23 protein-coding genes are annotated in these 23137 nt (G+C 71.5%); 16 read left to right on the top strand and 7 right to left on the bottom strand.

Features of this window, described 5'->3' with window-relative positions:
- The first annotated feature begins 33 nt into the window (after nucleotides 1-33).
- Complete coding sequence (locus tag OG892_RS04325) at nucleotides 34-975, top strand: SDR family oxidoreductase (RefSeq protein ID WP_073736265.1); 942 nt, start codon at nucleotides 34-36, stop codon at nucleotides 973-975.
- A 108-nt stretch (nucleotides 976-1083) separates the two neighbouring features.
- Here OG892_RS04325 and OG892_RS04320 read toward each other — a convergent pair whose 3' ends face one another.
- Nucleotides 1084-2235, bottom strand: coding sequence for a PP2C family protein-serine/threonine phosphatase (locus tag OG892_RS04320; protein WP_371631575.1), 1152 nt, complete (start codon nucleotides 2233-2235; stop codon nucleotides 1084-1086).
- Between the two features lie 596 nt (nucleotides 2236-2831).
- Here OG892_RS04320 and OG892_RS04315 point away from each other — a divergent pair.
- The 7 genes from OG892_RS04315 to OG892_RS04285 all read left to right on the top strand — a co-directional run bounded on the left by OG892_RS04315 (nucleotide 2832) and on the right by OG892_RS04285 (nucleotide 10364).
- Nucleotides 2832-3656, top strand: a complete 825-nt coding sequence (locus OG892_RS04315) for a hypothetical protein (RefSeq protein WP_371628495.1) — start codon at nucleotides 2832-2834, stop codon at nucleotides 3654-3656.
- Between the two features lie 520 nt (nucleotides 3657-4176).
- Nucleotides 4177-4815 (top strand): TetR family transcriptional regulator, encoded by a 639-nt coding sequence (locus OG892_RS04310; protein ID WP_073736262.1) that lies wholly within the window; start codon nucleotides 4177-4179, stop codon nucleotides 4813-4815.
- Between the two features lie 108 nt (nucleotides 4816-4923).
- Nucleotides 4924-5856 carry an alpha/beta fold hydrolase gene (locus OG892_RS04305; RefSeq protein ID WP_371628494.1) on the top strand — a complete coding sequence of 311 codons (933 nt, stop codon included), beginning with the start codon at nucleotides 4924-4926 and terminating at the stop codon, nucleotides 5854-5856.
- A gap of 403 nt (nucleotides 5857-6259) precedes the next feature.
- Nucleotides 6260-7099 (top strand): hypothetical protein, encoded by an 840-nt coding sequence (locus OG892_RS04300; RefSeq protein ID WP_371628493.1) that lies wholly within the window; start codon nucleotides 6260-6262, stop codon nucleotides 7097-7099.
- A gap of 36 nt (nucleotides 7100-7135) precedes the next feature.
- Complete coding sequence (locus OG892_RS04295) at nucleotides 7136-7705, top strand: GNAT family N-acetyltransferase (protein WP_371628492.1); 570 nt, start codon at nucleotides 7136-7138, stop codon at nucleotides 7703-7705.
- 541 nt (nucleotides 7706-8246) lie between these two features.
- Complete coding sequence (locus OG892_RS04290) at nucleotides 8247-9758, top strand: hypothetical protein (RefSeq protein ID WP_371628491.1); 1512 nt, start codon at nucleotides 8247-8249, stop codon at nucleotides 9756-9758.
- 180 nt (nucleotides 9759-9938) lie between these two features.
- The gene (locus tag OG892_RS04285; protein WP_073736258.1) at nucleotides 9939-10364 is read left to right on the top strand and encodes a hypothetical protein; all 426 of its coding nucleotides are present in this window, start codon (nucleotides 9939-9941) and stop codon (nucleotides 10362-10364) included.
- A 458-nt stretch (nucleotides 10365-10822) separates the two neighbouring features.
- On the opposite strand, the gene OG892_RS04280 is transcribed toward OG892_RS04285, so the two are convergent.
- Together OG892_RS04280 and OG892_RS04275 are read right to left on the bottom strand one after the other, a co-directional pair.
- Nucleotides 10823-11695, bottom strand: coding sequence for an undecaprenyl-diphosphate phosphatase (locus OG892_RS04280; protein WP_328867870.1), 873 nt, complete (start codon nucleotides 11693-11695; stop codon nucleotides 10823-10825).
- A gap of 184 nt (nucleotides 11696-11879) precedes the next feature.
- Entirely contained in the window at nucleotides 11880-12593 is a 714-nt protein-coding gene (locus tag OG892_RS04275; RefSeq protein ID WP_371628490.1) for a TVP38/TMEM64 family protein, read from the bottom strand.
- 452 nt (nucleotides 12594-13045) lie between these two features.
- On the opposite strand from OG892_RS04275, the gene tuf reads away from it, so the two are divergent.
- A complete protein-coding gene (gene tuf, locus OG892_RS04270) occupies nucleotides 13046-14215 on the top strand; it encodes an elongation factor Tu (RefSeq protein WP_371628489.1) in 1170 nt (389 codons plus the stop codon).
- Nucleotides 14216-14328: 113 nt separating this feature from the next.
- Nucleotides 14329-15174: a spermidine synthase gene (locus tag OG892_RS04265; RefSeq protein WP_371628488.1), complete on the top strand. Its 846-nt coding sequence runs from the start codon at nucleotides 14329-14331 to the stop codon at nucleotides 15172-15174.
- Here OG892_RS04265 and OG892_RS04260 read toward each other — a convergent pair.
- Together OG892_RS04260 and OG892_RS04255 are read right to left on the bottom strand one after the other, a co-directional pair.
- Nucleotides 15136-16440 carry an MFS transporter gene (locus OG892_RS04260; protein ID WP_073736253.1) on the bottom strand — a complete coding sequence of 435 codons (1305 nt, stop codon included), beginning with the start codon at nucleotides 16438-16440 and terminating at the stop codon, nucleotides 15136-15138. The genes OG892_RS04265 and OG892_RS04260 overlap by 39 nt on opposite strands.
- A 54-nt stretch (nucleotides 16441-16494) precedes the next feature.
- Entirely contained in the window at nucleotides 16495-17586 is a 1092-nt protein-coding gene (locus tag OG892_RS04255; RefSeq protein ID WP_073736252.1) for a hypothetical protein, read from the bottom strand.
- Nucleotides 17587-17740: 154 nt separating this feature from the next.
- Between OG892_RS04255 and OG892_RS04250 the strand changes: the two genes are divergently transcribed.
- Nucleotides 17741-18178 carry a DUF4442 domain-containing protein gene (locus tag OG892_RS04250; RefSeq protein ID WP_073736251.1) on the top strand — a complete coding sequence of 146 codons (438 nt, stop codon included), beginning with the start codon at nucleotides 17741-17743 and terminating at the stop codon, nucleotides 18176-18178.
- A 156-nt stretch (nucleotides 18179-18334) separates the two neighbouring features.
- Nucleotides 18335-18994 carry a DedA family protein gene (locus OG892_RS04245; protein ID WP_073736250.1) on the top strand — a complete coding sequence of 220 codons (660 nt, stop codon included), beginning with the start codon at nucleotides 18335-18337 and terminating at the stop codon, nucleotides 18992-18994.
- A 123-nt stretch (nucleotides 18995-19117) separates the two neighbouring features.
- On the opposite strand, the gene OG892_RS04240 is transcribed toward OG892_RS04245, so the two are convergent.
- Nucleotides 19118-19648, bottom strand: a complete 531-nt coding sequence (locus OG892_RS04240) for a gamma carbonic anhydrase family protein (RefSeq protein WP_073736249.1) — start codon at nucleotides 19646-19648, stop codon at nucleotides 19118-19120.
- A gap of 170 nt (nucleotides 19649-19818) precedes the next feature.
- Here OG892_RS04240 and OG892_RS04235 point away from each other — a divergent pair, with 170 nt between their 5' ends.
- The 3 genes from OG892_RS04235 to OG892_RS04225 all read left to right on the top strand — a co-directional run bounded on the left by OG892_RS04235 (nucleotide 19819) and on the right by OG892_RS04225 (nucleotide 21876).
- The gene (locus tag OG892_RS04235) at nucleotides 19819-20556 is read left to right on the top strand and encodes an acyltransferase (RefSeq protein WP_327335643.1); all 738 of its coding nucleotides are present in this window, start codon (nucleotides 19819-19821) and stop codon (nucleotides 20554-20556) included.
- Between the two features lie 142 nt (nucleotides 20557-20698).
- A complete protein-coding gene (locus tag OG892_RS04230) occupies nucleotides 20699-21271 on the top strand; it encodes a helix-turn-helix domain-containing protein (protein WP_073736248.1) in 573 nt (190 codons plus the stop codon).
- A gap of 44 nt (nucleotides 21272-21315) precedes the next feature.
- Nucleotides 21316-21876 carry a YbaK/EbsC family protein gene (locus OG892_RS04225; RefSeq protein ID WP_328867874.1) on the top strand — a complete coding sequence of 187 codons (561 nt, stop codon included), beginning with the start codon at nucleotides 21316-21318 and terminating at the stop codon, nucleotides 21874-21876.
- 61 nt (nucleotides 21877-21937) lie between these two features.
- Here OG892_RS04225 and OG892_RS04220 read toward each other — a convergent pair whose 3' ends face one another.
- Nucleotides 21938-22795, bottom strand: coding sequence for an aminoglycoside N(3)-acetyltransferase (locus OG892_RS04220; protein WP_371628487.1), 858 nt, complete (start codon nucleotides 22793-22795; stop codon nucleotides 21938-21940).
- A 47-nt stretch (nucleotides 22796-22842) separates the two neighbouring features.
- On the opposite strand from OG892_RS04220, the gene OG892_RS04215 reads away from it, so the two are divergent.
- On the top strand, nucleotides 22843-22983 hold the full coding sequence (locus OG892_RS04215) for a hypothetical protein (protein ID WP_371628486.1): 141 nt from the start codon (nucleotides 22843-22845) through the stop codon (nucleotides 22981-22983).
- Nucleotides 22984-23137: the final 154 nt, after the last annotated feature.

Genomic DNA, 23137 nt, shown 5'->3' with positions numbered 1-23137 from the left:
CGAAGGCGTTCGGTACGGGAGCGAGGAGAGACGATGCACGACACGCCCGACGGGCGGCGCCGAACCCGCCACGCTCCTGCCCGTCCGCTGCACGGGCGCGTGGCTGTCGTCACCGGCGCCGCTCGCGGCGTGGGTGAGGCACTCGCGCGCGGCCTCTCCGATGCCGGTATGCGCGTAGTCCTGCTCGGACGGGAGAAGGAGACTCTGCGGGAAGCCGCTGATGCCCTGCCCGGCCCGACCATCTGTGTGGAGTCCGACATCACCGACCGCGCGGCGCTCGCGGACGCCGCACGCCGGGTAGAGAACGAACTCGGTCCCGCCAGCGTGGTCGTGGCCAACGCCGGCATCGCCGTGAGCGGGCCGTTCGACCGTACGGCCGCCGACCTCTGGCAGCGGGTCATCGACGTCAACCTCACGGGGTCCGCGAACACCGCCCGCGTGTTCCTGCCCCAGCTCACATCGACCCGCGGATACTTCCTCCAGATCGCCTCCACGGCCGCGTTCGGCGCCGCGCCCATGATGAGCGCCTACTGCGCCTCCAAAGCGGGAGCGGAGTCGTTCGCCCTCGCACTGCGCGGTGAGGTCCAGCCGGACGGTGTCCAGGTCGGCGTCGCCTACCTGCACTGGACCGGCACCGACATGCTCACCGGCATCGACGACGATCCCGTTCTCGCCGCCCTGCGACGCAACCAGCCCCGCATCGCCCGCCGTGTGCACACCCCCGACCAGGTAGCCCGGTGGCTCACCCAGGGCATCACCCACCGCGCCCCGCACATCTATGCCCCACCGTGGCTTCGCCTGTGCCAACCTCTGCGCCCCGTGTTTCCGGCACTCGTCGCCCGGATCACCCGGCGCGAACTGCGGGGCGGGCCCAGCGGCACGCTGTCTCACCCCGTTGAGGTCCTGGGCGTCGGAGGGAGGGCCGACTGGGACTCCTACCGGGCCGGCCGCTTCCGTCCGCCCCCCGACCGGTAGTCCGGTCCGTCGCTGCCCTGCGGCACCCGCACTCCCGACGTCCGCCGGGGGAGCGAGCGGCTGTCACCGCCCGGCGGGCATTCGCTGCGGGACGGGGGCGCCGCGAGATCAGGTGCCGGTCGAGATGCTCGCGCCGCGGCTTGTGGGGCCGTGCCAGTCCAGGCACAGGACGGTGGCGTCGTCCGCGTGGTTTCCGGCGCAGGCAGCCGTGACCGCGGCAACTAGAGCGCGCACTACCTCGCGAGGGTGCTCGGCGGCGGTGTCGCGGATGAGTCCGGGCAGGTCAACGGCTTTGGCTTCACGTTCCTGCATGCCGTCGGTATACAGCAGCAGGCGGTCGCCGAGCCGTAGGTCGAGGTCCTGGACCTGGTACGGGCCCTGTCCGGCAACGCCGAAAGGCAGGTCCACCGTCAGGGGAACCTCGTCGACCTTGCCGTCGCGCAGCAGCAGGGGGCGGGGGTGGCCTGCGTTGACGATCTGGGCGCCTGCTCCGTCGAGGCTGATGCGGATGAGCTGGCCGGTGGCGTAGGTGCGCCGGCCGTGGTCGAGGAGGGCCTGGTGGGTCTGTCGGGCTTGTTCGGCAAGACCGGTCCCGGCGCGGCGGGCGCCGCGGGATGCGTTGACCAGGAGGGTGGCCATGAGGGATGCCTCGACGTCGTGGCCCATGGCGTCGGTGAGGGACAGGTGCAGAGTGTCCCGGTCCAGGCTGTAGTCGTAGGTGTCCCCGGCGATGTCGGAGGCCGGGACCAGGGCGCCGGCCAGGGCGAACTCGGCTGCCTCGCAGGAGGGGGCGGAGGGCAGGAGCTGGCGCTGGATCTCTGAGGCGAGGCTGACCGGAGTGGTGCGGTTGCCCCAGTGGTAGAGGTCGGTGAAGCGGCGGTCGGTGACGATGATGTACGCCAGCGCGTGCGCGGCCTCCTCGACCTGTTCCAGCACATCCTGGGTGATCTGGGGAAGGAAGAGTTCCACGACGCCGATGGTGTCGCCGCGATTGGTGACCGGAGCGAGTACCCGCTGGCCGTGCCCGTTCTCGGATGCCCGCACCGGCTTCTGGGTGCGCAGGACCTCGTCGTACAAGCCGCTGCCGGGCAGGGGTATCTGCCCGGTCCGGCGCGTCTGCGGCGCCGTGTCATTGACCCGCAGAAGACGTTGGCCGACAAGGTCGAGGAACAGGAACGACACGTACTGCGCGCCGAAGCGGTCGCGGAGATTGCCTGCCACGACATCGGAGGCGCTGTTGCTGGACCGGGCCCGCGACAGGGACGGATCTTCATGCGCTTGGCGGAGTGCCGGTCTCCTTTGCGGACCGAAAGACCGTTCCGCCCTGGCCGGAGACGCGGCGCCGCATCATCGACCAGGTCCTGGAGGCGCCCGCGTACGCGACGCCGACCGGCTTCCCCCGCGGCGTCAGCGAGTTCACGGCCGTGGGTGTCGAGCCGAACCCGGCCCGAGAGGGTGCGGCCGCCGCGGGTGGCGGGATCGCCGGTCGCCCTCGAACGCGAGCTGCACAGTACCGTCCCGCTCGGCGACTCCACAGCCGCCTCCGGCCGGGTGGTGCACGCCGTGGTCGACGAGGACGTCATGACGGACGGTCATCCGGAAGCCGCCAGGCTGCGCCCGCTGACCCGGCTCGGCAGGGACGAGTGGGGCACCTTCGCAGGCGTACGGGAGATCTCCAGCGTCCCGTACGCCCAGCAGCGGGAGGGCCGCGCCACCCAGGGAGGCGGCACGCGGACCGGGAGCTCCCGGTCCGCCGCCGGGAGCCTCCGGCGCCCGCCGCTACTCCACCCGGCGTACGGCCACCGCCTTCCGGCGTACGACGACGTGCCGGCGCGCGCCGGGGGATCCTGCGGCACATGGAGAACCGGACGACAGCGACAGCCCCGACCGGACGGGCGGACGGCAACGTCCCCGGCCGGCCCGCGCCCTTCCGCAGGCGGCGCGAGGTACGACCGGCCGAAGGGCTCTGCTACGCGACAGGGGCCGTACTGATCGCCTCGGGGCTGGTCCACCTCGTCGTCCTGCTCGTCGACGGCGGCTCCTGGGACGGCCCGGTGTCCTGGCGCAAGCCCGTCACGTTCGGGCTCTCCTTCGGCCTGACACTCATCGCGGTCGCCTGGGTCTCCTCGTACCTGCGGATCGGTGTCCGCGCCCGGACCGTGCTGCTGGGGCTGTTCGCCGCGGACTGTGTACTGGAGGTCGCCGGGATCACCGTGCAGGCCTGGCGCCATGTGCCGTCCCACTTCAACATGGAGACCGCCTTCGACACCGGCGTTTCCATGACGCCGGCCGTCGGCGGGGGAGGACTGGTCGCCATTCTCTCCACGCTCTCGGCCGCCGCCTTCCTCCGGCGGCCCGGCGGACCGCCCGGCATGGCGCTCGCGCTCCGGGCCGGCTGCGGGATCCTCCTCGTCGGGCTGCTGTCGGGTGCGGCCATGATCGCGCGCGGTGTGTATCTCACCCGCACCGGGCATCAGTTGGCCGGATACGCCTCCCCGGCCTCGCTCAAGCCCCTGCACGGCGTCAGCCTGCACGCCGTCCTGGTGCTCCCGGTACTGGCACGCCTCCTGGCCATGACATCGTGGAGCCCACACACCCGCGTGTCCGTCGTGCGGGCCGCCGCCGGCTGCTACGCGGCGGCTGTCGCGGCAGCACTGGTGTGGGCGGTCGTCGCTTACTGATGCGGCCGTGAAGGCGAACACGGGGCGCACCGGCGACGGTGCCGACGGCCGGACCAGCGGCAACGGATAGTCTCTGCAAGCCTCGTCGGATATACCGGTGCCCTGGTGGGTGTGGGACCGGGACGATGCCACACCCCCGTCGTCGCCGTTGTCCATGGACAGGCCGGCCACGGGGCTCTCACAGCAACTGCGATGTACAGGAGACCCGATGGCTGATACCCCGCCCCGCCAGGCCCAGCGGCGCTCGGACGAGAGCGCTGCAGGCTCGGCGGCCGAGGCCCCGGGCCGTGTCGAGGCCCTACCGACACCGCGCTACCAAGGGCTGTTCGTCGAACCCGATCTTCCGCCTTTCGTCGAGACTGAGTGACGAGACGCGTACCGGGGGCCCGTAGGCCCGCACTGCCCCTGTTCCCGTTCCGGCGGGCACAGGGGCAGTGCCGTACCTGCCCCGCCGCGCAGCCCTGGCGGTCCGGCGCGGGCCGAGGCTGTGCGTGCGCACCACGTCATGGAAGCTGTCGGCATGAACATCTCTCCCTCTGCCGACGAAGGTGCACCGGACCGAGCGGGCTACCGGCGATCCGCGGGGTCGCCGCGCGGTGAGGCCCGGCGCCGGGAGCTGCTGGACCGGGTCACGGAGGACCTCGCGGCCAACGGGATCGTAGACTTCTCGCTGCGGCGCGCCGCACGCGCGGCCGGCACCACGCACAAGGTGCTCCTCTATCACTTCGACGGCGCCGACGACCTTCTCGTGCAGGCCACCGTCCAGCTGCGCCGACGCCGCACCGGAAAGGCACTGGCCGCCGCCACCGAGGGAGGGGCCCGCCGGTCGCTGGGGGACTGGGTGCGCGCGATCTGGCCCATTCTGCTGAGCGACGACGAGGCGGCGGTACTCGATCAGGCCATCGGCCTGGCGATGTACGACTCCGGACGCTACGCCGCACTCGGCCGCGAGGCGTCCCAGCAGTATCTGCCCACGCTGCTCGCGGTCTGCCCGGAGCACTGGTCGGGGCGCCGCAAGCTGGAGGTCGCCGAAATGGTCCTCGCGACACTCCGCGGCTTCCTGGTGGACGCCCGGACCAGCGGCGACACCGCGGGGGTCGCCGCCGGTTTCGAGGCGCTGGTGCGCGCGCTGGAGCGGGAGGAGGCGGCCGGGGAGTGAGCGTTCGCGCCCGGGGCGGCGGAGCGGGGGCAGCCGGGCGATGGACACGATGTGAACCACGTGGTTCACTTTTTGGGAGGGATCAATCCCGCCCACCCGGAGGTCGTCATGAGTACGTCCGCGGAATCCCAGAAGGTCCCATCCGCCAGAAGCGCCCCGGGAGGCTCCACCGGGACGACGGGCACGAAGGAGATCGAACTGTCCGCCGGGACGGTCGCCTACGAGGACACCGGCGGCGACGGCCCGACGGTGGTCCTGTTGCACGGACTGATGATGGATGCGTCCCTGTGGTGCGGGACGGTGGCCGGGCTGTCCGCCGGATACCGGTGCCTGGCGCCGACGCTGCCCCTCGGCGCGCATCCGCATCCGATGCGCGCGGACGCCGACCTGTCGCTCCGCGGGACGGCCCGGCTGGTCGCGGAGTTCCTCGACCGGCTGGACCTGCACGACGTCACGCTCGTGGGCAGCGACACCGGCGGGGCCCTGGTCCAACTGCTCATCGCTGAGGGGGACGGCGGCCGCGCCGTACGGGTGGGGCGGATCGTGCTCGTCTCCTGCGAGGCGTTCGACAACTACCCGGCCCGGGTGACGGGCAGGACTCTCGCGCTCGCCGGCCGGCTGTCGCCCCGTCTCTTCGGCCTGTTCATGCAGCAGATGCGGCTGCGCCCGGTCCGCCGCCTCCCGGTCGCCTTCGGACGGCTGACCCGGCGGGGCGACGCGGCCACCCGGCGGTGGACGCGACCCGTCATGACCCGGCAGGGCATCCGCCGCGACGCGGTCCGGACGCTGCGGGCGGCGACCGAGGACGCCAGAGGGCTGGCCGGGGCCGTCGGCGCCCTGGGGTCCTTCGACCGCCCCGCACTCGTCGTCTGGGCTGCCGGGGACCGGGTGATGCCGCCCGCACACGGCCGGCGCCTCGCGGAGCTCCTCCCCCAGGGGCGGCTGACCGAGATCCCCGACAGCCGCACGCTCGTACCGCTGGACCAGCCGGAGCGGCTGGCCCTGGCGATCCGGGAGTTCGTGCCCGCGCGCCGCCGATGACGCCGCGGCCGAACCGCCGCACCCCCAGCGCCGTACGCCGACTCGGAGCCACCGCCGGACTCGGAGCCGCCGGAGGTGCCGGAGCCGCCCGACGTACCGGAATCGGGCGCGACGGTGACCCGGACGGTCTTCGTCTTCGTTACGGCCGGAACCGGCTTCGGGGTGGCGGTCACGGTCTCCGTCACGGCGGGCAGGGGATCGGCCCGCGCGGTCGCCGTTGCCGTTGTGGTGACGGTTGGCGCAGGCGCGGCTTTCGCGTCGAGTGGGCACTTCGCTGACGGCGCGTGAAGCCCGCACGGGAAGGCCGCGCGATTCCGGCACCGAACGGGCGTCCGAGGCCTAGTCTCAACGGGGTGGGAGCGGCCCGCACCACCAGGCGACACCGACCGGACAGGAGAGGTGATTGATCACCCCAGCACCGCCCCGGCGCCCGTGCCGCCGTTACGGCGCCGACGGCACCGCGTGCTCCAACACCACCAACCGCGCCGACGGATGGTGCGGCCGGTGCGACGGCTACACGACCGTGACGCCCGCCGTGACCCGTGCTGCCGCCGGGCCGCGCCGCTCCGAGTGGCGATGGGGACCCGGCGCCTGGACACCCGGCACCCTCGGCATGGACTCCGACGAGGCGTACGAGGTCGACGTCACGCCCGGCGCCGTAGCCACGTACGCCAGAGTGCACTCCGTCGTGCCGCAGATCGCCGAGACTCAGATCCGCTCCCTGCTCGAAGACCTCATCTCCGAGCAGGCCACCACCGAACGAAGCGGTACCGGCACGTGGCGGATCTACTTCCGCAAACACGGATACGGCCTGGTCATCAGCGCGGACCGCAGCCATGTCCTGCGCTACTGCACCCGTCACGCGGAACGCACCTGGGCCCAGTACCGCACGGGCGTCACCTCGCGCATCAGCGGATCCGGGGGCCTGGCGGCCTGGAAGCGGGAAGCCGTGTCCGGACACGTCCCCCTGCCCATCGGCGGCAAGGCCCTCAACCTGTACGCCAGGCACACCCTCGGCCTGAAGGTCACCCGTGACACCATCGACGAGATCGCGCGGCGGCTCGCCGCTCACCTCGCCGACAACGTCCTGCCGCACTGGCCCCGCACCGAGGAGGCGGTCATCGAGGACGGTCACGGGAACACCTGGGTCCTGCTGCGCAACGAGCGATTTCCCGACGGCATCATCGCCACGGTGTACGCCACCGGCAGCCAGCCGGTGAAGCCGCCGGACCCGCCCAAATAGCTGCGGCGGGCCTGTTCACGAACAATCATGGCTGCCATGGAACGACCGAGGCCCGTCATCGAGCGCGGAGATGTCGCCCTGCGCGGCTGGCGGGGACAGCGCGACTTCTCCTCGGCGTACCGGTTGATCGAGGAGTCCGTTGACCACCTTCGCCCCTGGGAACCGTGGGTCGCCCTGCACAGCGAGGCGAACACCCGGGGCTTCCTCGCGAAGTCCGGTTCCGGCTGGGCCGGTTGCCGGGTGTACAACTACGGCATCATCGAGCACGGCACGCTCGTCGGTATGTGCCAGGCCTGCCGAGGGGCCGAACCGGCGGGCTGGTTCCTGGGGTACTGGCTCCACCCCTCCGCCACCGGCCGGGGCATCGCGACGAGAGCGACGTCGGCACTGATCAGCGAGATGTTCACGCTGCCCGCTGTGCGGTATCTGGAGATCGCGCACGACTCGGCCAACACCGCGAGCGCGGCCATACCGCGCCGGCTGGGCTTCACCGAGGTCCGGCGTGAGCTCGCCGCACCGCCCACGGCCCCCTCGGGGACCGGGGTCGGAGTGATCTGGCGGCTGTACCGCCCCGCAACGCCGGCCGGCGACGCTCCCCGCTCCTGACCGCCCCGCACTCCGAGCGCCACGGGGACCTGCTGGACCTGGAACCCTCCGGTCGCCCCTTCGGCCACCTCGGCGGTGAAATCGGCCACCCTAACGGGTTAATGCCCGACAGATCACGGGATAGTACATTAGGGATGGCAACGAAGAAGACAAGTGACTGGGCTTCACGTCCCAGGTCCGAGCGCCCGACGCGGTTCGCTCAGTACCAGTAGCGGAATCGCGAAGAGGGGCCGACACGGCCGCTTCTGTCTCCCCCCAAGGACATGTCCGGCTGCGGGCCCCCGTAGCTGGATGACGATCGACGTCATGCCAGCCACCGCCCGGCCGGCGGTCCGCCGGACGGCCTCCTTCCGCTCCCCGGTGGCGCGGCCACCGACTTCAGGTCCGCTGTACCTCTCAATGCGCTTGCTCCAGAACGGCTTTCATCCATTTCGGCCGACGAGCCGGCGAGCGCACCACTCCCTCATGTCCCAACCGCTTCAAAGCAGGCAGGGCGCACACCGCCACTGCCACCACTCCACCCCACAAAAGGAGTTGACCCATGAGTGGATGCGGCTGCGGGCAGCCCCCCATCGCCATCGGCGGCTGTCAGCCCTCCAAGCCGGCCTGTCCCCCCGCTGCTTGTCCCGGCTCCAAGCCGTGCGAGCGCTGCGAGACGACCCCACTGCGCGACTCCGCGCCCTACCGGGTCGCAGCGACCGCGAGCAGCACCGACCCGACGCCGTACTACACCATCGCCAACACCCATGCGGCGCTGGACCCTGTCGTCGCCCAGACCATCCTGAACAGTGGCACGGGCATGTTCCCAGCCGACGACGGGACACACAACGGCCAGCACACCTGGCTCGCGGGCGTCGTGCACATCGATCCCACGGCGCTGCGCGGCAACCCCACCAGCGTCACGATCAGCGCCTCAGTCCATGTCCGCAACGACGGCAGGAACACGGCCTGCCAGCTTTACGGCCGCTTCGCCCTGTGGAACGGCACGACTCCGATCTGCACCGATCTCCTCGGCCCACCCGATCTGCCGGCGGGCGGTGACGACAACGGCGTCATCCCCCCGACCACCGTGCCCCTCGCTGACGTCCTCGCGGGAAAGATCGTCGTCGAGCTCAACCTGGAAACAGGCAACGACGACACCTGCGGAGTCGGCCCCAAGCGGTGGACCGTCGACAGCTTCGTCCTCACCGTCCAGGCGTCCGCCCCGGGCTGCGGCAGGCCGTTCCTCCGTACGACCTGCCGCGACTGCGACGGCACGGTCACCTGCACGACCGACACCCTCGACGGCTCGGATACTCCCTATGCCGCGGTCCCGCCGGTCATCCCGGTCGCCTCCTGCCAGGACGGATGCGACACCGCCCGGCCCCCGTGCATCTCCACCGACCGGGGCAACGCCATCACTCGGGGCAGCGACGGGTGTCTGTACGCGCCCGACACGCCTGCTCTGGACCCGTCCCCGTGCAATGCCGCACGGAACACGACCGGTGGGCTGCTCGTGCCGGGGATCGACCTGACGGGTATCGCTCCCGGCGGCAACAGCGGCATCGAACGTTCGGTGGACATCGACGTCACCGGCACGCCCGGCTGCCCCGAAACGTGGGAGATCGGCGCCCGCCTCACGCCGGTCAGCGCGTTCCTCAACGCCGAGCGGCAGAACGCGAACCTCCTGGCCCGGACCGGTAGCGACGTCCCGATCCCCGAGTCGGACATCGTGCTCCGGGAAGCCGGGGTATACCACATCGACTGCGATGTGCGGTACGCGCTCGGTTCCGCCACCGGCGGCAGCGGCTACATCATCGGCTGGCTCAGGGACGAGACCACGGACACCCTCCTGACGAGCTTCACCCAGATCGCGGCGATCAACGCGGAGAGGCAGGAGCAGCAAGGCGGAACCACCCACATCATGACCGAGTACACGGCCGCCTCCGGCCCCCGGACAGTCCGCCTGCACCTGATGTTCGTCCTCACCGGCGGCAAGATCTCCAACGCAGAGGCCGGCGGCACCGACAGCAATGGCGCAACCCGGATGCGCTTCCTCAAGGTCAGGGATTAGGACGTCGCTTCGTTCGGCGGGCGGCCGTCGGCCCAGGAGCGGTGCGCTGTCCGGTACGTCGACGACGGGGCCCCACAGGGCGGGGCAGGCGCGTTGGGGATGAAGGCGGGGCGAGCCCGTGCGTAGGAATGGTTCCCCCGCATCCGCCACAATGTCCCCACATCGACACCAGGGGAACTCATGCGCATCCGCACCACTGCGGCAGCCGTCGCTGCCGGCTTGCTCCTCACGCTCACCGCATGCGGCAGCGGCAACGACGACAAGCCGGCCGCGGCGCCCAGCAAGACCGTCAGCCGGGCAGACCGTGACGCAGCACGCAAGGCGGCCGGCCTGCCGGCAGAGCCCATCCCCACAGCTCGATACGCGTTCCTCGAAGCCCTGGACGCGATTGACCCGCGCATCTCGAAGCCCGGCACCGACGAACAGTACGTGAGCCGAGGGCTCAACCAGTGCGGCTCGATCAGAACGGCCAAGGACGAGGCCGAGCTGAGCGCGCTGGCCCTCGAACGCTTCACCATCACGTCCCGCTTCCCCGAGATCAGCAACCCCGAGACGGGCAAGAAGATCCAGGACGCCGTACACAAGCACCTCTGTCCCGACTTCTGACCCGGAGCCAGGCACCGGCACTGGGGTTCATGCCTTCCGGACGGCGTCGCCGCGGTCCCTCGCCGGTTCATGGACTCCGTGGCCGGCGCCGACCGGGAACTGACCTGGGCTGAGCACATCGTGGTGAAGATGACGACTATGTAGGGAAGCGCCGAAAGTGCCCGAAGCCGGCCCCGAGTCGTCCCGCATGCGACGCATGCGACGCATCCCCGCCGACTACGGCCGACCAGCCACTCGCGCAGCACGGCCCCTCGACATCCACCGTCGACGGCGTCGGCGCCGCATCCGGACCGTGCCCACTGGGGGATACCTGTGACCGGGGCGAGCAGCTGCCCGGACCGCACGCCCCGCCGGCGGGGCGTGCGGTGGATGCAGGCGAGTGAGGTTGACGGTGGAGCGGTGACGCGTGTCCGGCGTGGTCCGGGTCGGAGGTGTGTCCGCCGCTCGGAGAGCCTCGATCAGCCCGCGGACTCACCCGCGTGCGGGCTCAGGGACCCCGCGCCGACCAGGACGAACAGCGCGACCCCCAGAGCGATCCGGTAGATCACGAACGGCATGAAGCTCTTCGTCGTGATGAACTTCATGAACCAGGCGATGACGACGTAACCCACACCGAACGCGATGAACGTGGCGAAGATCGTCGGCCCCCAGGCCACATGCCCCTCGCCCGCGTCCTTCAGCTCGAAGACGCCGGAGGCGAGGACCGCCGGGACCGCGAGCAGGAACGAGTAGCGTGCCGCGGCCTCACGGGTGTAGCCCATCAGCAGACCGCCGCTGATCGTGGCGCCGGACCGGGAGACGCCCGGGATCAGGGCCATCGCCTGGCAGAAGCCGAAGATCAGGCCGTCCTTGATGCCCAGTTCCTTGAGAGACTTGCGCTCCTTGACCGCCCGGTGCTTGCCGCCGGTCTCGTCACGGGCGGCCAGGCGGTCGGCGACGCCGAGGACGATGCCCATCACGATGAGCGTGGTGGCGATCAGCCGCAGGTCGCGGAAGGGGCCCTCGATCTGGTCCTTGAACGTCACGCCCAGCACACCGATCGGAATGGAGCCGACGATGACCAGCCAGCCCATCTGCGCGTCGTGGTCGCTCCGCATCGAGCGGTCCGTCAGTGACCTGAACCAGGCGCCGACGATCCGGACGATGTCCTTGCGGAAGTAGATGAGGACTGCGGCTTCCGTGCCGATCTGGGTGATGGCGGTGAACGCCGCTCCCGGATCGTGCCAGCCGGCGAACGCCGCGGTGAGTCGCAGATGCGCGCTGGAGGAGATCGGCAGGAACTCGGTCAGTCCCTGAACGAGGCCGAGGACGAAGGATTCGAACCAGCTCATGGGGCTTGGGCCATCCTGAAGTGATCATGCATCGTCCGCCGGGCATCGGAGCCGGTCGGCAGCGTGCGGATTGCGGTCGTATGGGGGCAGGGCCGCCTGGGGCCCGGAGATCGTCTGTCGGTCGCGGGAAGCGTATCGCCCCCGGGTGAACAGGATTACGACAACCCCCGGCCGTACCGCCGCGTCACTCGGCGCCCAGCCGGTGACGCCTGCGCCAGGCGACGACCGCCGCGCCGAGCCCCGTCAGCACGATGAACCCCATCGCCGCGAGGAACGCGGGTGAGGTCGGTGAGGAGGCCTCGCTCCCCGCCACGACGTACGCGGCCGTGTTCGGGATCGAGCCGAGACCGGTCGCCACCAGGAACGGGGGATACCCCATGCGCGACACGGCGGCGCAGTAGTTGGCGGCGGCGAAGGGCACTCCGGGGAAGAGCCGCAGCGCCAGCATCGAGCGGAATCCGTGCCTGCTCAGCTGTCCGTCCGCCGCCCGCATCCAGCGTCCGCGCAGCAGCGTACGGAGCGCGTCCTGCCCCAGCACCCTGCCCAGCCCGAACGAGACGCCCGCGCCGAGCACCGTGCCCGCCAGCGCCGCCGCGAGACCGGCCTGAGTACCGAACAGCGCCCCGGCGGCGAGATTGAGCAGCGGGCGCGGTACGAACGCCACCGTGCACACGCCGTACGCGAGGCCGAAGAGCACGACCGCGGCGGCGCCGCCGCTCAGCTGGGCCGGCCAGCCCGAGGAGAGCAGCCGCTGGGGCTTGAGAAGCAGCATCGTCGTCGCGGCGGCCAGCAGCACGGCCACGAGCAGCGAGAACCTGGACCAGGGCGAGAACAGCGCCCGTGTGCAGCGCGCGGAGAGACCGAGGGCGGGCCGGGTGGCCGGGGCGGGGTCGAGCATTCGGGGAGAGTATCCGACACCAGGTGTGATCGTCGTAATGTGACCGTTATGGGGACGGAGTCGAATCCGTCCGCCGCACGGCAGGGCCATGTGTCACGCCTCCGCCGGCCCAGGAGCGCCGCCCGTCACCGGCGGGCTCGTACCACCTCCGCCGACGCCGTCAACTCACCTGCCGCCGCCCGTAAATCGCTCGACGGGCCCGCCGCGGTCGGACATGATCGGAGCATGTTCCGGTTCGCCTTCCTCGCAGCGCAGTCCGCAGTCGCGGACGCGCCGAAGGCTGCCGTGAGCCCTACCACCGCAGCAGTCACGGCAGCCTTCACCGCTGCCGCAGCGCCCATCGGCGGCGCCCGAAGCTGACCCTCCCCCGACAGTCCGGCGGACCCCGTGAGGGGAGGGTCGGCGGGGCCCTGGGGTCTTCTCTCTCAGCTTCGAGAACCAAGGAACGAGCCATGTCCAAGACGGCATACGTGCGCACCAAGCCGCACCTCAACATCGGCACCATGGGCCACGTCGACCACGGCAAGACCACCCTCACCGCCGCCATCACCAAGGTCCTCAGCGACCGGGGCACCGGCACCTTCGTCCCGTTCGACCGCATCGACCGGGCCCCGGAGGAGGCGCAGCGCGGCATCACGATCAACATCGCGCACGTCGAGTACGAGACCGGCACCCGGCACTACGCGCACGTCGACATGCCAGGACACGCCGACTACATCAAGAACATGGTGACCGGTGCCGCCCAGCTCGACGGGGCGATCCTCGTCGTGTCGGCGCTCGAAGGGATCATGCCGCAGACCGCCGAGCACGTGCTGCTCGCCCGCCAGGTGGGCGTCGACCACATCGTCGTCGCCCTGAACAAGGCGGACGCGGGTGACCCCGAGCTGACCGACCTGGTCGAGCTGGAGGTGCGCGAGCTGCTGTCCGCGCACGGTTACGGCGGCGACACCGTGCCCGTCGTGCGGGTCTCCGGCCTGCGGGCGCTGGAGGGCGACCCGCGCTGGACGGGGGCGGTCGAGGCGTTGCTCGACGCCGTCGACACCTATGTACCGATGCCGGTGCGCTACATCGACGCGCCGTTCCTGCTGCCGGTGGAGAACGTCCTGACCATCACCGGCCGGGGCACGGTCGTCACCGGCGCGGTGGAGCGCGGCACCGTCCGCGTCGGCGACCGGGTGTCGGTGCTCGGCGCGGACATCGAGACCGTCGTCACCGGTCTGGAGACCTTCGGCAAGCCGATGGAGTCCGCGGAGGCCGGCGACAACGTCGCGCTGCTCCTGCGCGGGGTCGAGCGCGACCGGGTCCGCCGCGGTCACGTCGTGGCCGCGCCGGGCAGCGTCACCCCGAGCCGGCGCTTCACCGCGCAGGTGTACGTCCTGTCGGGGCGGGAGGGCGGCCGGACCACCCCGGTCGCCACCGGCTACCGGCCGCAGTTCTACATCCGCACCGCGGACGTCGTCGGTGACGTCGACCTCGGCGCGGCGGCGGTGGCGCGCCCCGGTGAGACGGTCACCATGACCGTCGAGCTGGGCCGGGACGTACCGCTGGAGACCGGCCTCGGCTTCGCCATCCGCGAGGGCGGCCGCACGATCGGGGCCGGTACGGTCACCGGGCTGCTCTGAGCCCGGAGCCGTAACGCCGCACGGCCCGGTCCGTCTCCCGAACCCGCGGGAGACGGACCGGGCACCGGGCGCAGCGGTCATGAACAGCCGTCCGGGCACCGCACAATGGGGGAGTGAACGAGTCGATACCGGTCATCCGCGACGTGGACCTGGGTACCGCCAGACTGCTCCCCGACGTGGACCGGGAGCGGGCCTGGCTGCTGACTGTTGACGGGGCGCCCCAGTCGTACGTCGACCTGGACGCTCCGGAACACCTTGAGTTCGAGTACACGAGACGGCTCGGCCATGTCGTGGACTGCGCCGCGGAACCGGGCGCACCGCTCGACGTGCTGCACCTCGGCGGCGGCGCCCTCACCCTGCCCCGCTACGTCGCGGCGACCCGCCCCGGATCCCGGCAGGACGTCGCGGAGGCCGACCGGGGCCTGCTCGCCCTCGTGGCCGAGCACCTTCCGCTTCCGGACGGCAGCCGGATCGCCGTGCACGGTGCGGACGCCCGCGAACACCTGGAGGCGACCGCACCCGGCTCCGTGGACGTCCTGGTCGCGGATGTCTTCGGCGGCTCGCGGGTGCCCGCCCACCTGACCACCCTGCCCTACGCGCGGGCCGCGGCGCGGGCGCTGCGTGCCGACGGGATCTACGCCGCCAACCTCGCCGACGGGGCGCCCTTCGACTTCCTGCGCCCGCAGCTGGCCACCTTCGCGGCCGTCTTCGAGGAGCTCGCGGTGATCGCGGAGCCCGCCGTACTGCGCGGCCGGCGCTTCGGCAACGTCGTCCTGGTCGCCTCCCGCACCCCGCTCGACACGGCCGCGCTGATCCGCCGTTGCGCCGCCGACGCGTTCCCCGCCCGCGTCGAGTACGGCGTCGCCGTGGCCGGGCTCGTCAGGGGCGCCGGGCCGGTCGGTGACGACGAGGCGGTCGACTCACCCGAGCCGCCCGACGGCTCCTTCGGCATCGGCTGACGCCGGGGCGCCCTTCGCCACCACCTCGGTGGGGGCGGTTCTGCGCGTCAGGTTGCGCACGTCCGGCACGAACAGCACCGCGCCGGTGACCAGGACGACCAGCGCGGCGCAGCCCCACAGCGCCTGGCTGCGCCCGACCAGCGACTCCACCGGACCGGCGAGCGCGGTGGCGAGCGGCACCATGGCCACGGAGCCGAACCAGTCGTACGCCGAGACCCGCGACAGCTTCTCCTCCGGAATCTCCTGATGCAGGGCCGTCATCCAGGACACGCCGAACACCTCGATGGCGGCGCCGCTGACGAACATCACCGCGCAGAGCCCGGCCACCGGGAGGGGCACGGCGAGCCCTGCGGAGGGCAGGGCCAGCGGGAAGACGCAGAGCGTCCCGGCCAGCAGCAGCCGCCGCGGCTTCCACCGCATCATCAGCACCGCGCCGCCCAGGGTGCCGACGCCGAACGCGGCGAGCGCGAGGCCCCAGGGGCGGGCGCCGCCGAGTTCGTCCCTGGCGACCAGCGGCCCGTACACCGCCTCCGCGGCCCCGACCGCGGCGACGACCACGGAGAACTGCGCCACCACGGCCCAGAGCCAGGTGCGGCCGACGAACTCCTGCCAGCCGTCCCGGAGATCGGCGAGCAGCCCGCCACCGGGTGCGCGCGCGGGGATGTGGCTCACGTCGAGGAACGAGCGCAGGGCTCCGGCCACCGCGAAGGCGGCCGCGTCGATGGCCAGTACCCAGCCAGGGTCCATCGCGGCGATCATGGCGCCGCCGAGCGCCGCACCGCCGATGGCGGCGCCCTGCATGGACATCCGGAAGAGGGCGAACGCGCGGCTCGCCTGTTCGCCGCTGACCGTGGACATCAGCATGCCCTCCGCGGCCGGGTTGAAGAAGGCCTGCCCGGTGCCGCAGAGCGCGGTGAGCACCATCATCTGCCACAGCCGGGCGTCACCGGCCAGCACCAGCCAGGCGAAGACGGCCTGCGAGACACAGTTGAGGGTGTTGGCCGCCACCATCACGCGGTGGCGCGGCAGCCGGTCCGCGACCGCCCCGCCGATCAGCAGGAAGAGGACCAGCGGCGCGGTCCTGGCGGCGGCCACCAGCCCGACGTCACCGGCGTCGCCGCCCGACTCCAGAACCGCGAACGCCGCCGCGATCAGCGCGCCGTTGGTGCCCAGGCCCGTGATGATCGCGGCGGCGGTCAGCAGCCGGTAATTGCGGCCCGCCCGGGAGGGGCGGGCCGATGGGGGTGCGAGGTCGGCGGCTGTCACCAGGGGACTATCGCTGGCTTGACCCCGTGGTGCCAAATGGATTGCCGCGGAGCGTCAGGACTCGGTGATCTTCACCAGGCGCACGGTGCTAAGGATCTTCATGATCGTCGCGTCCGGCAGCTCGTCCGGGACGGAGTCGGCACCGTACAGAACCCAGGAGGAGAACGCTCCGTTGCTGTTCTTGAAGGTGAAGGCGATGGACTTGCCGTCCGTGTCGCACTTCTTCTTCTTGGTGACGTTGGGCGCCTTGGCGGTCACCAGGCTGCCGGTCAGACCCGACTTGGTGGTGTACTGCTTCGGCTTGCTGATCTTGATGGTGCTCTTCGGCATGTGCTGCGCGTAGGCGGCCCATGCCCACGTGCCCGCCTCGTTCCTGGCGTTCACATCGGCGTCGGTGGCACCTTCGGCGCCTCGGGTGCCGGTGCCTGCCAGGCTGCTGTTCTCCTTGACGCCGTCGTGGTCGGAGTCGTCGACGCACCACTTGCTCTTGTAGTCGGCGGGTGCGCTGAAGCCGATGAGCGGCAAGCCGTCCTTCTTCTTCTCGTCCTCGAAGAACGAGGACGTGGTGGGGGACGAGACCTCCCAGTCGCCGGGCACGTCGAACTGCGTGCCCCACTTCGGGTTGGTCACCACCTTCCAGCCGGCGATGAGCGGCTTGGCGTCCTCGTCGGCACCGCGCGGGTTCTCCGCCGGCGACGACGCGGACCCGGAGGGCTTGGCGGGCGCGGACGACTTCTTGTCGTCGGCGACGTTCTTGCCGTCCTTGTCGTCGTCCTTGTTCATCACGACGACACCGGTGACCACCGCGGCCGCGACGACCGCGACCGCCGCGACTATGGCGATGACGGTCGTCTTCTTCTTGTCGTTGCCGGGCCGAGGCGGACCGGGCGGGCCGGGAACCGGCTGCTGCGGAACGGTCGGCTGCTGGTACGGGTTGCCCTGCGGGTAGCCCGGCTGTCCCTGCTGCTGCCCCGGCTGACCCTGCTGCGGGTAACCGTATCCGGGCTGCTGCCCGGACGCGCCGGGCTGCTGGTACCCCGGCTGCTGATAGGGATTCGGCTGCTGGTAACCCGGCTGCTGATACGGGTTCTGGTTCTGGTCCTGCGGGTTTTGCTCGCCCCCGGGCGGCTGCTGTCCTGGCCACATGGCGAGTAACGATAGAGGTGCGCCGCCCGGGCGGCTACGGCCGCCCCCGTGAGCGGACGGTGAAGGACGTGACCGGCTGCGGACCCGGTGATCCCCGGGGCATGGCCAAACATGCCTACCGGCCGGTAACATCTGGCCCATGAGCGCTGAACAGATGACCGCGGGCGAGATGGTCGCCGCGACGGTTCCGATGGTCCGGACCCTCAACCTCGAATTCCTGGAGTCCACCGCCGAACGCGCGGTGGTCCGTCTGCCGGACCAGGCGGACTTCCACAACCATCTCGGTGGACCGCACGCCGGGGCGATGTTCACGCTGGCGGAATCGGCGAGCGGCGCGATAGTCATCGCCGCGTTCGGGGACCAGCTGACGCGCGCCGTCCCGCTCGCGGTGAAGGCGGAGATCGGCTACCAGAAGCTGGCCATGGGGGATGTCACCGCGACCGCCACCCTCGGCAGGCCGGCGGCCGAAGTCGTCGCAGAACTGGACGAGGGCAAGCGGCCCGAGTTCCCCGTGGCCATCCGGATCCAGCGCGCGGACGGCGCGGTGACCGGCGAGATGACGGTGGTCTGGACGCTGCGCCCGAACGCCTGATTCCGGCCGGCCCGGCAGGGGCCGCCTCCCGCCCGTAAGGGTTGCGGGGGCGGCCCTTCGCGCTGTCGGTGCCGCCGACGCGGCCGGTAGGGTTACCTCCGTGCGCCGAGGGAGCTGTCCGGCGGCCGACAGGACATCACTACGGAGGAACCGGCGTTGCACATCCAGGAGTGGCTGGAGACCGTCCCCGCGATCAGCGTCTACCTCCTGGTGGGCATCGTCATCGGCGTGGAGAGCCTCGGCATCCCGCTGCCGGGCGAGGTCGTCCTGATCAGCGCGGCTCTGCTGGCCGCGGGGCACGACGGCATCAACCCGTGGATCCTGGGTGGCTGCGCGACGGCCGGGGCGGTGATCGGTGACTCGATCGGCTATGCCATCGGCCGCAAGGGCGGACGTCCGATGCTGGCCTGGCTCGGCGGGAAGTTCCCCCGCCACTTCGGCGAGAGCCAGATCGCCACGGCGGAACGCTCGTTCCAGAAGTGGGGCATGTGGGCGGTCTTCTTCGGCCGTTTCGTCGCACTGCTGCGCATCTTCGCGGGACCGCTCGCCGGTGTCCTGCACATGCCGTACTGGAAGTTCCTGACCGCCAACGTGCTCGGCGGGATCATCTGGGCGGGCGGCACCACGGCCGTCATCTACTCGGTGGGTGTCGTCGCGGAGGACTGGCTCAAGCGGTTCTCGTACCTGGGACTGGCGATCGCGGTCCTGATCGGACTCGGCTCGATGCTGGTCGTCAGGAACCGGGCCAAGAAGGCGGCCGCACGGTCCGCCGCGCAGCCCGCGGCCGAACCGGGAACCGTACCGGCGGCCGACTGACCCGGCTGGATCCGGCCGGCCGGGCCGCGCGCGTCATAGGGCGCCCGTCCCGTGCGGAACCCGGCCGGTCCGGGTGGCTCCTCGCAGGGCTGTCCGCGCGGCGTCAGGCCGGTATCGCCGCGCTCAGTCCTCGAACGCCGCGCGGTGTGCCTTCGCCAGCTCCACGTAGCCGACCGCGTTGAACTTCACGCCGTCGAGCTCCTCCTGGGTCAGCGGCCGCTTGACCTTGGCGGGCACGCCCGCGACCAGCGAGCCCGGCGGCACCCGCATCCCCTGCGGGACCAGCGCCTGGGCGGCGACCAGCGAGCCGGTGCCGATGTGCGCGCCGTTCAGGACGGTGGCCCCCATGCCGATCAGCACGTCGTCCTCGACGGTGCAGCCGTGGAGCACCGCGTTGTGCCCGACGGAGACGCGCTCGCCGACCGTGACCGGGAAGCCGGGATCGACGTGGACGCTGCAGTTGTCCTGGATGTTGGAACCGGCGCCGATGACGATGGGGCCGCAGTCCGCCCGCAGCACCGCGTGGTACCAGACGCTGGAACCGGCCGCCATGGTGACCTCACCGATCACGACCGACGTCGGTGCGGTGAAGGCGGACGGGTCGATGTCCGGCTCCTGACCTCCCATTGCGGTGATCAACGCCTGTTCTGCCATCGCGCGTTCCTCCGTGCTCCGGTGTCATGGGTCGCGGTCGTCCGGCCGGGAGCCGTCCGGTTCCAACGGGGAAACGGTATGCGACGGGCCCGCGGGCCGGCGGCCGGGTGGGGTGAAGATCACAGGCCGCTGCGGATACCGGCCCCGAGCGCCCCGACTACCGTGTGCGGGTGCCGAAGAACAGAGACACGGTCTCCTCCCTGACCGCCTGGCGGCGGCGCGCCCTGTCGGGGGCCGTCCACCGCTGCTGGCGCTGGGTCCGGGAGGCGGGCGCGGTGACGGCAGCGCATCCCGGCGGGCTGCGGTTCGGCCGGATCGGCGAGGGCACCCGGCTCGCCTTCCCGCAGGGCACGGTCTTCGGGGAACGGTGGATCGAGCTCGGCAACCACTGCGTCATCGGCGAACAGGTCACCCTCACGGCGGGTCTCATGCCCGATCTGGACCTCGGCGCCGATCCGATCCTGACCCTGGGCAACGGAGTGGTGCTCGGCCGGGGCAGCCATGTCGTCGCGGACACCACGGTGACGATCGGCTCCGACACCTACTGCGGGCCGTACGTCTACATCACCTCGACCAACCACAGCTACGACGATCCGCAGCAGCCGGTCGGCCGGCAGTGGCCGCGGATGGAACCGGTCGCCATCGGCCCCGGCTGCTGGATCGGCACCGGAGCGGTGATCCTCCCGGGCGCCCGGCTCGGCCGCAACGTGGTCGTGGCCGCCGGCGCGGTGGTCCGCGGCGAGGTGCCCGACCACGCGGTGGTGGCCGGCGCCCCCGCCCGCGTCGTACGCAGCTGGGACCCGGACAAGGGCTGGCAGCCGCCCCTGCGCACGCCGGCCCCGGTGCCGATCCCGGAGGGCGTGACGCCCGAACAGCTGCTGGCCGTGGCGGAGCTCGACGAGAGCTGAGGGCCCGGCCGTGAGGAGCGACCGCGCCCACGGTGGACGGCGCGGGCGCGCGGAGGCCTCGCAGTACAGTGCGGTGAACGGTGGGTACAGCACACCGTAGTGCAGTATTTTTGACTATGGCATCCAAAATATTGGACGGAATGTGACTGATCTCGACCAGCTGACCCAGTCGCTCGCGCGCAACCTCAAGCGCTGGCGCGGGGAGCGGGGCTTCACTCTGGACGCCCTCGCCACCCGCGCCGGGGTCAGTCGCGGCATGATCATCCAGATCGAGCAGGCCCGCACCAACCCGAGCGTCGGTACGACGGTCAAGCTCGCCGACGCGCTCGGCGTCGCCATCACCACGCTGCTCGACCACGAACAGGGCTCCCCGGTCCGGCTGGTCCCCGCGGACCAGGCCGTACGCATGTGGTCCACGGAGGCCGGGAGCGCCACCACCCTGCTGGTGGGCACCGAGGCCCGGGGCCCGCTGGAACTCTGGCACTGGCGGCTGGCGCCCGGTGACGGCAGCACATCGGACCCGCACCCCGAGGGCACCGTCGAACTGCTCCACGTCACGACGGGCGAACTCACCCTGGTCGTCGACGGCGCCTCGTACACCGTCCCCGCCGGAACCTCCGCGACGTTCGAGGCGCACCACCGCCACGCCTACCGCAACGAGGGCTCCGAGCCCGTCGAAGTCACCATGGCCGTGTCCGTCCCGCCCGTCAGATGAGACGTCCAACCGGGCCGGTGCGCGGGGCTGTTAGCGTGATACGCATGCGCGCACCCATCGGCTCCTTCGAGGATGCCTGTCCCGCGGCCGAACGCCTCGAACTGCTCACCGCCCCGGTGGCCGCAGCGGTCCGGGAGGGCTGGGGAGGCTTCCCCGCCGAGCAGATCATCCACGTCGACACCGACCCCGAGATCGCTGACACGGCGGCGTTCGTCGAGCACCACGGGGCCGATCTGCTGAACTGCTCGGCCAACTGTGTCGTCGTGGCCGGAAAGCGCGGGGGAGAGGTCACCCTGGCTGCCTGTCTGGTGCTGTCCCACTCCCGCGTCGATGTGAACGGAGTCGTCCGCCGGCACCTCGACGCCCGCAAGGTGCGGTTCGCCTCGATGGACACGGCGGTCGGCGACACGGGAATGGAGTACGGCGGCATCACGCCCGTCGGACTCCCGGCAGGCTGGCCCCTGTTGATCGATCCCGCCGTCGTTGACCAGGAATGGGTCCTGATCGGCAGTGGCAGCCGGCGGGGCAAGCTGATCATGCCGGGCAAGGCGCTGGCGGCGCTGCCGGGGGCTGTCGTCGTGGCGGGTCTTGGTATCGGCGGCTGAACTCCGCGGCCGGCCCGCCCTCGACCTCGATGGGGGCTCCCGCCCGTGCGTAACGGAGTTCCTACCGCAGGGCGTTCGACGTCGGCGCGAGGACGCGGCAGCGATGCGCCGGCAACCACCCCAGGGCGAAGGCGACCGCTGCCGGAAAGCGGAACAGCCGGCCCGTGGTGGAGCCCACCGCGGCGGTGCGGACGGCAGCGCCCCGGTCCGACCGTACGAAGTCCGCACCCAGTCGCGCGAAGTCGCCGTCCTCCAGGGCCACGTCCTCGTACTCCCACCACCGTCGCCCGTCGCCGTCCCGCACCACACAGCGATACGTGCGACGGGGCGGCGACGGCACGCGGTACTCCGCGAGGTGGAACGCGGTGCAGGAGCCGAATCCGGTGCCGAGCAGCAGGACCTGCGCCCGCAGTTCGTGAAGGCGGGCCAGCGGGGAGTCCTCGCCGAGGTGGCAGTCCGGGCGGTGGTCCCCCACCACGTGGCCGGCCAGCGGGCCCAGGGCGGCGAAGGAGGTCTGCGGATGGGCGCTGCGGACCGAGCCGGGGGAGCGGCGCACCGCTTCGGAGAGCCGGCCCATCGACGGGGCCGCTGTGATCGCCGGGTCGAACGCGGGCATCGCCGCCCGCACGGCCTCCCGCTCCCGCTCTCCGAGGCCGTGGACCCGGGCGCGGTACTGCGGGGAGGTGTCGGAGTTCTCCGGGGTGAAGGAAGGGACCACCAGCGTGCCCTCCGGGCCCAGCGCCTGCCGCAGCGCGGCGCCGACCGCGTCCGCACCACCGTCGACCGCCCCCACCGCGCTCAGCGACGCGTGCACCATCAGTACGCCGCCCCGCTCGACGCCGAGCGCGGCGAGTTCACGGGACAGGCGGGCCCGGCTGTGGGGGACGGCGGACACGCTCGGGGCGTAGGCGGTACTCACAGCGGGCCATCCTCCCAGCCCGAAGCGGAGTGTGATACCCCGCACATATGGACGCCGGGTGGTCTCAGCCGTTCAGCGCGGGGATCTCGATCGCCGGGGACCGCGAGATCGCGGACATCGTTGATCACCGCATCACGGTTCGGGATGCCGAGGCCGGAGGCGTAATCGAGACCGGTCGCTACGTCTGAGGAGCACGCAGAGGTCACTCCCCGACACGACGGAGTGGCGCCACGCATTCCCCAACTCGCCCTGTACGGAGCTGTCATGGAACCGTACGGCGTGTTCCCGGAATTTCGAGAGAGGCGGCCCCTTGAACCACTGCGCGCCCGCCACGACCAGCCT

This window comes from Streptomyces sp. NBC_00341, from assembly GCF_041435055.1.
In the GTDB taxonomy this organism is placed as follows: Bacteria; Actinomycetota; Actinomycetes; order Streptomycetales; family Streptomycetaceae; genus Streptomyces.
The sequence above is the reverse complement of the archived record's forward strand: the minus strand, read 5'-3'. Positions and strand labels throughout refer to the sequence as shown.

Excerpts from the sequence above, each read along its gene's own strand:
- OG892_RS04325 (WP_073736265.1), top strand. The coding sequence starts at position 34 with ATGCACGACACGCCCGACGGGCGGCGCCGAACCCGCCACGCTCCTGCC.
- OG892_RS04315 (WP_371628495.1), top strand. The coding sequence starts at position 2,832 with ATGGAGAACCGGACGACAGCGACAGCCCCGACCGGACGGGCGGACGGC.
- OG892_RS04310 (WP_073736262.1), top strand. The coding sequence starts at position 4,177 with ATGAACATCTCTCCCTCTGCCGACGAAGGTGCACCGGACCGAGCGGGC.
- OG892_RS04305 (WP_371628494.1), top strand. The coding sequence starts at position 4,924 with ATGAGTACGTCCGCGGAATCCCAGAAGGTCCCATCCGCCAGAAGCGCC.
- OG892_RS04295 (WP_371628492.1), top strand. The coding sequence starts at position 7,136 with ATGGAACGACCGAGGCCCGTCATCGAGCGCGGAGATGTCGCCCTGCGC.
- OG892_RS04290 (WP_371628491.1), top strand. The coding sequence starts at position 8,247 with ATGAGTGGATGCGGCTGCGGGCAGCCCCCCATCGCCATCGGCGGCTGT.
- OG892_RS04285 (WP_073736258.1), top strand. The coding sequence starts at position 9,939 with ATGCGCATCCGCACCACTGCGGCAGCCGTCGCTGCCGGCTTGCTCCTC.
- OG892_RS04280 (WP_328867870.1), bottom strand. The coding sequence starts at position 11,695 with ATGAGCTGGTTCGAATCCTTCGTCCTCGGCCTCGTTCAGGGACTGACC.
- OG892_RS04275 (WP_371628490.1), bottom strand. The coding sequence starts at position 12,593 with ATGCTCGACCCCGCCCCGGCCACCCGGCCCGCCCTCGGTCTCTCCGCG.
- tuf (WP_371628489.1), top strand. The coding sequence starts at position 13,046 with ATGTCCAAGACGGCATACGTGCGCACCAAGCCGCACCTCAACATCGGC.
- OG892_RS04255 (WP_073736252.1), bottom strand. The coding sequence starts at position 17,586 with ATGTGGCCAGGACAGCAGCCGCCCGGGGGCGAGCAAAACCCGCAGGAC.
- OG892_RS04250 (WP_073736251.1), top strand. The coding sequence starts at position 17,741 with ATGACCGCGGGCGAGATGGTCGCCGCGACGGTTCCGATGGTCCGGACC.
- OG892_RS04240 (WP_073736249.1), bottom strand. The coding sequence starts at position 19,648 with ATGGCAGAACAGGCGTTGATCACCGCAATGGGAGGTCAGGAGCCGGAC.
- OG892_RS04225 (WP_328867874.1), top strand. The coding sequence starts at position 21,316 with ATGCGCGCACCCATCGGCTCCTTCGAGGATGCCTGTCCCGCGGCCGAA.
- OG892_RS04215 (WP_371628486.1), top strand. The coding sequence starts at position 22,843 with ATGGACGCCGGGTGGTCTCAGCCGTTCAGCGCGGGGATCTCGATCGCC.